The sequence below is a fragment of the Pseudomonas mandelii genome, assembly GCF_002251635.1.
GTDB lineage: Bacteria > Pseudomonadota > Gammaproteobacteria > Pseudomonadales > Pseudomonadaceae > Aquipseudomonas > Aquipseudomonas mandelii_B.
This window is the reverse complement of sequence record NZ_NMOJ01000236.1, coordinates 1-8275: the sequence shown is the minus strand read 5'-3', so window position 1 is coordinate 8275 and position 8275 is coordinate 1. Positions and strand designations below refer to the sequence as shown.

Annotated in this window: 6 protein-coding genes, 1 tRNA gene and 1 pseudogene; 2 read left to right on the top strand and 6 right to left on the bottom strand. The window is 60.8% G+C overall.

Annotated elements, in window-relative coordinates; genetic code table 11:
- The first annotated feature begins 133 nt into the window (after window positions 1-133).
- Together B7L09_RS28330 and B7L09_RS28325 are read left to right on the top strand one after the other, a co-directional pair.
- Window positions 134-1024 carry a LysR family transcriptional regulator gene (locus tag B7L09_RS28330; protein WP_094471607.1) on the top strand — a complete coding sequence of 297 codons (891 nt, stop codon included), beginning with the start codon at window positions 134-136 and terminating at the stop codon, window positions 1022-1024.
- Window positions 1025-1089: 65 nt separating this feature from the next.
- Window positions 1090-4365: pseudogene (locus B7L09_RS28325) on the top strand (PAS domain S-box protein); the annotation flags it as partial.
- A 53-nt stretch (window positions 4366-4418) separates the two neighbouring features.
- Here B7L09_RS28325 and B7L09_RS28320 read toward each other — a convergent pair.
- The 6 genes from B7L09_RS28320 to B7L09_RS28295 form a co-directional block, all read right to left on the bottom strand.
- Window positions 4419-4862: an Hsp20 family protein gene (locus B7L09_RS28320; RefSeq protein ID WP_094471606.1), complete on the bottom strand. Its 444-nt coding sequence runs from the start codon at window positions 4860-4862 to the stop codon at window positions 4419-4421.
- Window positions 4863-4994: 132 nt separating this feature from the next.
- Window positions 4995-5954: a tRNA dihydrouridine synthase gene (locus B7L09_RS28315; protein ID WP_094471605.1), complete on the bottom strand. Its 960-nt coding sequence runs from the start codon at window positions 5952-5954 to the stop codon at window positions 4995-4997.
- A 172-nt stretch (window positions 5955-6126) separates the two neighbouring features.
- Window positions 6127-6564, bottom strand: a complete 438-nt coding sequence (locus B7L09_RS28310) for an acyl-CoA thioesterase (RefSeq protein ID WP_094471604.1) — start codon at window positions 6562-6564, stop codon at window positions 6127-6129.
- Between the two features lie 48 nt (window positions 6565-6612).
- The gene (locus tag B7L09_RS28305; protein WP_094471603.1) at window positions 6613-7446 is read right to left on the bottom strand and encodes an alpha/beta fold hydrolase; all 834 of its coding nucleotides are present in this window, start codon (window positions 7444-7446) and stop codon (window positions 6613-6615) included.
- A 31-nt stretch (window positions 7447-7477) separates the two neighbouring features.
- Entirely contained in the window at window positions 7478-8017 is a 540-nt protein-coding gene (locus tag B7L09_RS28300) for a TetR/AcrR family transcriptional regulator (RefSeq protein WP_094471602.1), read from the bottom strand.
- Window positions 8018-8199: 182 nt separating this feature from the next.
- Window positions 8200-8275 (bottom strand) — tRNA-Glu (locus B7L09_RS28295).

Genomic DNA, 8275 nt, shown 5'->3' with positions numbered 1-8275 from the left:
TCCTCATCAGCNTCTTTCTATGCCCCGGGCNNTTTGAATAACCCTTTGGCTTGTGAGGCTGATGGTATGGCGCTACATTAAATAACTCAAATTCATATTTTTTATGCTTTGGATAACCAACTGGAATACTGCAATGGACCTGGCCAATCTCAACGCTTTCATCGCCATTGCCGAGACCGGAAGCTTCTCCGGCGCAGGGGAACGGCTGCACCTGACGCAACCGGCGATCAGCAAGCGTATCGCCGGGCTGGAGCAGCAATTGAAGGTGCGCCTGTTCGATCGCCTGGGCCGTGAAGTCGGCCTGACCGAGGCCGGACGGGCTTTGCTGCCGCGTGCCTATCAGATTCTCAACGTGCTGGACGATACGCGCCGTGCCCTCACCAACCTGACCGGCGAAGTGACCGGGCGCCTGACGCTGGCCACCAGTCACCACATTGGCCTGCACCGTTTACCGCCCTTACTAAGGGAGTTCACCCGGCGCTACCCACAAGTGGCACTGGATATTCAGTTTCTCGATTCGGAAGTGGCCTACGAGGAAATCCTACATGGCCGCGCGGAACTGGCGGTGATCACCCTCGCCCCGGAACCCCATACCTTGGTCAAAGCCACGCCGGTGTGGGACGACCCCCTGGATTTCGTGGTCGCCCCGGAGCATTCGCTGATCAGCAACGGCCCGGTCAGCCTGGCGGACATTGCCCTGCATCCGGCGGTGTTTCCCGGCGGCAACACGTTCACTCATCACATCGTTCAGCGCTTGTTCGAGGCTCAGGGACTGACGCCGAACATCGCCATGAGCACAAATTATCTGGAAACCATCAAGATGATGGTGTCTATCGGCCTGGCCTGGAGCGTTTTGCCGCGCACCATGCTCGACGATCAGGTGGCAAGCATCGCTTTACCGGGCATACAGCTCAGTCGCCAGCTAGGCTATATCGTGCACACCGAAAGGACGCTGTCGAACGCTGCGCGGGCCTTCATGGCCTTGCTGGATGCGCAAATCGATCTGCCAGGGACTCTCGGCTAAGCTGTGCTACTTCTATAGAGCCTCGAGTCACTGAACCTGACACTTCACTCAGCCAAGGCTTGCCAATGCCGAAATCTGTTGACCGTATTCCGCCGATGCCACGTATACAGGCGCTTGACCCGAAACGGTCCGAGCAGAGCTGGGAAAGCGCGCCGCAGTTGCTGGCTGCCCTCAACGGTGCGCGGCTGGGCGCCTGGTATTGGGACATCGAGCGCGGTCAGATCAGCTGGTCGCGGGGCACTCAGGCGTTGTTCGGCTTCGATCCCCGGCAACCGTTACCGGCCGATCTGGAATACCTCGACTTGCTGCCCCAGGAGGATCGGGCAAAAACCATCCGTGCCTTTCATGCCGTAATAGCCGGCGCCCCGCTGGAGCAGGCGATGCACCACCGCATCCGCTGGCCCGACGGCAGCCTGCACTGGCTGGAGATCAACGGCAGCCTGCTGCCGGACAAACACGGCCGGCCGCGGATGATTGGCGTGATCCGCGAAATCACTCACCAGCGCGAGCGCGAGCGCGCCCTCAGCAGNTCGGAAAAACGCTTCGCCACGCTGTTTCACCTGTGCCCCAACATGGTCCTGCTGACCCGTCAATCCGACGGCCTGATTACCGAAGCCAACCAGTATTTCGAAAGCCTGTTCGGCTGGCCAGTGCAGGACGCGATTGGCCGAACCACCGTCGAACTGGGCCTCTGGGTGCACCCTGAACAACGGGACATGCTGGTCAAGGCAACCAAGGCCAAGGGCGAATTGACCAGCATGGAGGTGCAGTTCCGCGCCAGCAACGGCCAGATCCACGATGGCACCCTCAGCGCGCAGAAAGTCGAGCTGGAGGGCGAGGCTTACCTGATCAGCACCTTTCTCGACACCACCGAGCGCAAAAACGCCGAGCAAGCCCTCAAGGACAGCCAGGAGCGCCTCGACCTCGCCCTGGATTCGGCGCAACTGGGCACCTGGGACTGGCACATCCCCACCGGCATGCTCTACGGCTCGGCGCGGGCTGCGCAGTTGCACGGACTGGAAGCCAAACCCTTCCATGAGTCCTTCGACGCGTTTTTCGAAGGTGTGCCCGACGAAGAGCGCGGCAGCATGCGCGACGCTTACCGCAGCCTGCGCGAAGGGCCGGCCGGCAATTATCAGCTGACCTACCGCGTGCAGCTACCGGACGGCAGTTCACGCTACCTGGAAAGCCGCGCCCGCCTCTACCGCGATGAAAACGGCACCCCGCTGCGCATGGCCGGCACCTTGCTGGACATCACCGATCAAGTGGAGCGCGAACAACGGCTGGTGGCCTCCGAAGAGAAATTCGCCACGCTGTTCCAGGTCAGCCCGGACCCGATCTGCGTGACNNGCCAGGACACGGGCCAGTTCATCGAGATCAACTCCAGCTTTACCCAGACCTTTGGCTGGAGCGCCGCCGAAGTGATTGACCGCCGCGCCGACGAAATCGGGCTGTGGGACTCGTCAGCGAAAAGCCTGCAACGGATCGAACAAGTCATCCGCGAACAGGGACTGAACAATGTCGCGATCGTCGCCCAGCACAAAGACGGGCAGTCCCTGACCTGCGTAATTTCCAGCCGGCAGATCAACGTCGGCGACCAACCGTGCATCGTCACGACCTTGCGCGACATCACCCAGCAGCAACGCTCCGAAGCGGCACTCAAGGCCAGCGAAGAGAAGTTTGCCAAGGCGTTTCACTCAAGCCCCGATGCGATCACCATCACCGAGCGCGACACCGGGCGCTATCTGGAGGTCAACGATGGGTTCTGCCGACTGACCGGCTACCGCGCCGACGAAGTAGTGGGCCGCACGGTGTATCAGGTCGGCATCTGGGCTGAAGAAAAACAACGCTCGGCGCTGCTGGCCGAGCTGCAGCTCAAGGGCCGGGTGCACCATCAGGAAATGCTTGGCCGCAATAAGCGCGGCGAACTGTTGACCGTCGAAGTCTCGGTGGAGCCGATCACCCTCAACGAGACGGCGTGCCTGCTGCTGACTGCNCGGGACGTGAGCCTGCTGAAAAACGCCCAGGCGCAGATTCGTCACCTGGCCTATCACGACCCGCTGACCAACCTGCCCAATCGCGCGTTACTGATGGATCGCCTGAGCCAGCAGATCGCCCTGCTCAAGCGCCACAACTTACGCGGCGCGTTGCTGTTCCTCGACCTCGACCACTTCAAGCACATCAACGATTCCCTCGGCCACCCGGTGGGCGACACCGTGCTGAAAATCGTCACCGCGCGCCTGGAAGCCAGCGTGCGCATGGAGGACACGGTAGCGCGCCTGGGCGGGGATGAATTTGTGGTACTGCTCAGTGGCCTTGAGGGCTCGCGCAACGAAGTCAGCGCTCAGGTTCGGGAGTTGGCGGACACGTTGCGTGAACTGTTGTCGGAGCCGATGTTCCTCGACGGCCAGCGCCTGCAAGTAACGCCGAGCATCGGCATCGCGCTGATTCCCGACCACGGTTCGACCCCGACCGACCTGCTCAAACGCGCCGACATTGCGCTTTACCGCGCCAAGGATTCGGGTCGCAACACCACGCAGATGTATCACAACACCATGCAGAAGGCCGCCAGCGAGCGCTTGCGCATGGAAACCGACCTGCGCCTGGCCCTGTCACGCGGAGAGTTCAGCGTGCATTACCAACCCCAGGTCGACGCCCGAGGCAACCGCATTGTCGGCGCCGAAGCGCTGGTGCGCTGGGACCACCCGGAACTCGGCCCGCAATCGCCCACCGAGTTCATCAAGGTGCTGGAGGACAGCGGGCTGATTCTGGAAGTGGGCACCTGGATCATCGACGAAGCCTGTGGGGCCTTCAAAAAGCTGGTTGCCAAAGGCCTCGTGAACCCGCTCAGCTTCAGCCTGTGCGTCAACATCAGCCCGAGGCAATTTCGTCAAAACGACTTCGTCGAACGCATCGAACACAGCCTCAGCAGCCACGGCCTGCGCTGCTCGCTGCTGAAACTGGAAATCACCGAAGGCATCGTCATCCAGAATCTGGAAGACACCGTGGCCAAGATGCGCCGCCTGAAAAAGCTCGGCGTGAGCTTTGCGATGGATGACTTCGGCACCGGCTATTCGTCGTTGACCTACCTCAAGCGCCTGCCGGTGGATGCGCTGAAGATCGACCAGTCCTTTGTGCGCGACGCCACCCATGACCCCAACGATGCAGAAATCATCCGCGCCATTGTGGCCATGGCCCGCAGCCTGAACCTGGACGTGATCGCCGAGGGCGTGGAAACCCCGGAACAACTGGAGTTTTTGCAGGGGCTGGGGTGCCATTTTTATCAGGGGTATTTGCACAGTCGGCCGTTGCCGGTGGAGGAATTCCAGAAACTCCTGAAATNNCTGACAAAAAAAAGGGCGCCGAATGGCGCCCTTCTTATTGCTCTGATTTGTTACTGCAGAGCGGGTTTTTGCGTCCCGTTGATCGGGATGCGTTTGGCTTTTGCCTCTTCCGGCACGATGCGCACCAGGTCAATACTCAACAGACCGTTACGCAAGTCGGCAGCCTTGATCTCGATGTGATCGGCCAGGCGGAACAACAGCTTGAACGCACGCTGGGCGATGCCTTGATGCAGGAAGGTCACGCCTTCAGTACCGTCGCGTTTGCCGCCACTGATAGTCAGCACACCCTTCTCGACTTGCAGATCCAGGTCTTCTTCCTGGAAACCGGCTGCCGCCACGACGATGCGGTATTGGTCATCACCGTGTTTTTCAACGTTGTAGGGTGGGTAGGTGCTGCCTGGCTCGTTACGCAGGGCGGTTTCGAACAGGTCGTTGAAACGGTCGAAGCCTACCGAGGAACGGAACAGTGGGGCCAGGGAAAATGCAGTAGTCATGGTTCAAATCTCCTGAAAACAATCAGCAAGGTTTTTTGTCTCCGCGACCCGAATTCGGCATCGCGTAATCCCTAAATAGGGATCGCCGATTGCTTTTCAAGAGATTATTTTCAGATTTTTTTGAGTTTTTTCTCAGGCCGCTTCCGACACCTGTAGCCCCAACAAACGCGAGACTTGATCCAGTTCGGTTTCCCGGCGCAGGACAGTGAACAGCTCCACCGCCTCTGGATAATTGCGGGTCAGCATCGCCAGCCATTGCTTCAAACGACCCGGCGATTGGCGTGCTGTCATCTGAGCCTTGGCCTGCAGCCAGAAGTCCTGGATCAGTGGCAACAACTCGGCCCACGTCATCTCGACCACTGCTTCACCGGCCCGCGCCGCTGCGATTTGCCGGGCCAGGTCCGGGCGCGACACCAGGCCGCGACCGAGCATGATGTCNTCGGCCCCGCTGATTTCGCGGCAACGCTTCCAGTCTTCGACGCTCCAGATATCGCCATTGGCGAACACCGGCACCTTGACCACGTCCTGCACGCGCGGGATCCACTCCCAGTGAGCGGGCGGCTTGTAACCATCGGCCTTGGTCCGTGCATGCACCACAATATGTGCCGCACCGCCTTCAGCCAGGGCCGTGGCGCACACCAGCGCACCGTCCGGGCTGTCGAAACCAAGGCGCATCTTGGCGGTGACCGGAATATGCGCGGGCACTGCGCGGCGTACATGCTCGACAATCTGGTTAAGCAGCTCCGGCTCCTTGAGCAAGACAGCACCGCCACGGGATTTGTTGACGGTCTTGGCCGGGCAACCGAAGTTCAGGTCGATCACCTGCGAACCCAGCTCACAGGCCAACGCGGCGTTTTCAGCCAGACACACCGGATCGGAACCGAGCAACTGCACCCGCAGCGGCACGCCGGACGCGGTGCGGGCGCCGGTCAATAATTCCGGGCCGAATTTGTGGTAATAGGCAGGCGTGAGCAGTTGATCGTTGATCCGAATGAACTCGGTCACGCACCAGTCAATACCGCCCACGCGGGTCAACACGTCCCGCAGGATGTTGTCGACCAACCCCTCCATGGGCGCCAAAGCAATTTGCATGGAAAACACACTCGACGAGAAACGTGCGGCAGTTTACTGGATTCTCTGTCGAAAGACTTGCATCTGCCTCTGTGGCGAGGGAGCTTGCTCCCGTTAGAGTGCGAAGCACTCTTCATTGCGACGGACCGCTTCGCGCTCCAGCGGGAGCAAGCTCCCTCGCCACAGGATCGCGTCAACTTGGAACTTGCAACGCCGCACCGTAGCCTTCGATGAACTCGGCGGGCATGCGCTTGGGCCTGCCGGTGGACAGCTCGATGCAAACGAAGGTGGTTTGCGCGCGCAGCAACGTGGTGTNGTCGCGGGGGCGAACCAGTTGGAAGCGGCGGGTCATTTTCAGGCGTTGGTCCCAGTCAACAATCCAGGTAGCCAGTTGCAATTCATCGCCCTCATAGGCGGCGGCCAGATAATCGATCTCGTGCCGAACCACCGCCATCGCCCGATCCAGCCGCCGATACTCGACAAGGTCCAGACCCAACCGCTGCGAGTGGCGCCAGGCACAGCGTTCGAGCCAGGTCACGTACACCGCGTTGTTCGCGTGCCCCAGCCCGTCGATGTCCTCGGCGCCGACTTCCAGATCAATGATAAATGGCGTTGCCCGATCCCAGCCCATGCCCCACTCCCGGTCAGATGATGTCGACCGGGGCAGTGTAACGGATGCTCAGGCCGATTGGCGCGATTGCAGGCTGCGACCGGCCAGCAGTGATAACACGCCATCAATCACCCGAGGATCGGCCAGCACGCGTTGATGCCCGCCCTCCTCCAGGCGTAACAGCCGGCTGTCGAACCAGGCCTCGTTGATCAACTGGGATTCCTTGACCGAGACGAAGTTGTCATCTTCGGCATGGACGATCAGGCCGGGCATGTCGAGCTGGTAGTGCGCAACATCCAGCGTTGCAGCGCGCATACCGACGTCTTTCTCGACCTGGCGAATAAACGCCGAACGCGCTTTGGGCGGCAGCCGCACATAACGGGCAAAACCGCGCAGCACCCCGAGAATCCGCGCCGGTGCGGCGATGGTGACCAGGGTTTCGGTGCGCAAGCCCAACTGCACGGCCAGCATCGCACTGGCGCCGCCCATGGAATGCCCCACCACTGCATGCAGCGGCGGCAACTCNGCGGCCGCTTCGAGCATGGCCCGGGCAAACAGCACGACATTCGCTTCGCTGCCCGGTGAGCGACCATGCGCCGGACCGTCCAGCGCAACGACCGNNTAACCGTTATCCACCAGCGCGGTGATCAAGCTGGCGAACTGCGTGGGGCGCCCTTCCCAACCGTGCATCAGCAACACGGCGGGCCCTTGCCCCCAGCGCAGCGCCGACAGACCGAAACGCAAGGTCATGCGCTCCGATTGCGCCAGCAGCGGCAATTCCCAGTCACGCGGTGGCAGCTCTCGCGGCGTCATGAACGCCAGTCGCATTTTGCTCGCGACCAGTTTCGGTGCAAACCAGCCCAAGGTGCCATTAACGCCACGAACCCACTTCAACGTGCTCATCGCTCTCACTCCTCAGGCCAATGCCTTCAGGTCATAGCACCGCCGACTTGGCAGCGCGCAGCAATCGATCGGACAACTCTCCAGGCCCCAGCGCCCGCGCCAGAGCCAGACCGCCGATCATCAGGGCCATATCCGCCAGGGCTTTGTCGGTGTCTTCCGGGCTGGCAGCCAACTGGGCGGCCATCATTTCCACATGCTCATTGAGCGCCACGCGAAACGCGTCCGGCAGGCGCCCCAACTCACCGACAGACGCCGGGATCGGGCACGCGGAATCCGAGGAATCACGGTGTTTGCGTGACAGGTAAAACGCAGCCACCAACGCGCGACGCTCTTCGCCGGTCAGTTCGGCGTCCATGTCGGCGATCAAGCCACGGCGGTGACCGAGCAGTTGCTTGAACGCTTCCAGCATCATCGCGTCCTTGCTTTCGAAGTGCGCATAGAAGCCGCCAACCGTCAGGCCGGCTGCGCCCATCACTTCGCCCACGCTCGGTTCGGCCGGGCCGCGCTGNATCAACGCCGCGCTGGCAGCCTGCAAAATGCGTTCGCGGGTTTGCGCTTTTTTATCGTTCATCGTTGCCTCCGAATATTACGACTAGAATATTATTCTCATAATAATTTTCCGCAAGTCGTGGATGTGACCGCTGGTCTGAAGAACAGTTTGAAAGAAATGGGGGATTTGGCCAAACGCCAGACAAACAAAAGGGCCATTCAATAATTGAATGACCCTTAAAAATCCCGCAGAGCGGGTAATCGTGGCGTCCCCTAGGGGACTCGAACCCCTGTTACCGCCGTGAAAGGGCGGTGTCCTAGGCCACTAGACGAAGGGGAC

What these genes read in the sequence shown, in the direction of transcription:
- B7L09_RS28330 (WP_094471607.1), top strand. Translation starts at nt 134, where the DNA reads ATGGACCTGGCCAATCTCAACGCTTTCATCGCCATTGCCGAGACCGGA.
- B7L09_RS28320 (WP_094471606.1), bottom strand. Translation starts at nt 4,862, where the DNA reads ATGACTACTGCATTTTCCCTGGCCCCACTGTTCCGTTCCTCGGTAGGC.